At 63.7% G+C, this 1,582-nt stretch carries 1 protein-coding gene; it reads right to left on the reverse strand.

Going from position 1 to position 1,582, the window contains the following annotated elements:
• Nucleotides 1–76: 76 nt before the first annotated feature.
• Nucleotides 77–1,516 (reverse strand): IS1182 family transposase, encoded by a 1,440-nt coding sequence (locus ACJ4V0_RS21475; RefSeq protein WP_448301645.1) that lies wholly within the window; start codon nt 1,514–1,516, stop codon nt 77–79.
• Between the last annotated feature and the right edge of the window lie 66 nt (nt 1,517–1,582).

Here is a 1,582-nt window from a genome sequence, read left to right on the forward strand (position 1 = left end):
GGCCCGAGGCTGTGTGGGAACGTTCAGCGCCTGGGTTCCGCGGGCTCGCCGGTTTGCTAGAGAACGGGCGAGCGGTTCATGCTCTGATGGCCCTGAGGATCGGAGCCACGCCTACGACAGCGATTGCCCGCTTCATATTGTAGGCCAGGATCGCCAGGCTTGCTTCTGCGGCGACGTTTCTGAGGCCTCGCGTTCGGAAGTGGGTCGCGCCCATCCATTGTTTCAGCGTGGCAAAGACGTGCTCGACGGTGCATCGGCGGATGTCCATCGCTTCCGGCATGGCTTCGAGCCGCGCCTGCACCCGGTCCAGAACCGCTTCGTGTTCCCAGCGGCGAATGCGCTTCTCCTTGCCGGTGGTGCATTGGGCCCGGGATGAGCAGCCTTGGCAGGCTTTTTGGTTGAAGTAGAAGTGCAAGACCTTCCCATCCTCTTCCCGGGAGAAGCGGTTCGGCAACTCCTCGCCCATAGGGCAACGGTACGTGTCGGTATCGGGCCGGTAGGTGAAGTCGTCCTTCGCCCACAGCCCGCGGGCGCGAGCCGGTGAGGTGTCAGGTTTCGGCACCAGTGCCGTGATGCCTGCCTCGTCGCAGGCGCGCAGTTGCCAGCCCTCGTAGTAACCGCGGTCGGCGAGCACCGTTAGGCTTTCAGCCTCTGTCTCAGTTTTGGCCGCGGTGGCCATCGGCAGCAACTGCGAGCGGTCGCTCCCCTTGTTGGTCAGCTCATGTGCGACCACCAGATGATGCCTGGCATCCACAGCCGTCTGCATGTTGTACCCCACGACACCGCGGCGATCGTTGGCCGTCGCCATGGCACGGGCGTCCGCGTCGGTGAGTGAGAGTTGGCCGTCAGGAGCGGTCTCAAGCTGCCGGCCGATCTCCTCCAGTTCGCCGAGGCGGCCACGCAGCAAAGCGAGCCTCTCCTTCAGGCGTTCCGTCTTGGCCACAGGCGGAGTCGCATCTGCCCGATCCGCGGCATCGAGTTCCGCCATGTATTGCTCGATGCTCTCTTCCACATGCGCCTTGCGGCGGGCGAGCTTGGCCTTCGTGAAGTTCCTCTCGTGGGTGTTCACAGCCCGGAACTTCGACCCATCGATTGCCACGACACTGCCGCCGACAAGGCCAAGCGCTCGGCAGACCCCGACGAACCTCTGGCACGCCTGCTTGATCGCGAGCGCGTTGTCGTGCCGGAAGTCCGCGATCGTTTTGAAGTCGGGAGCCAGCTTCCCCGTCAGCCACATCAGCTCGACATTGCGGCCCGCGTCCCGCTCCAGTTTCCGGCTCGACGTCAGTTGGTGCACATAGCCATAGATGTAGAGCTTCAGCATCATGCTGGGCGCGTAACCCGGCCGGCCCGTTGCCGCAGGTCGGACGCGACCGAAACCCAGCGCCGCCAGATCAAGCTCATCGACAAAGACGTCGATCACTCGAACTGGGTTGTCGGCGCCGACATAATCGTCGAGGCAGGGAGGCAGAAACGAAGGCTGGTGGCGATCAGTCGCCTCGACGAAACGTCCCATCCGGCACCTCCGAAGCAGCTATCGAAGGCTATCACAGCGCGGGTTTTCACACAGCCTCGGCCCCAA

Source organism: Phreatobacter aquiterrae (assembly GCF_053471285.1).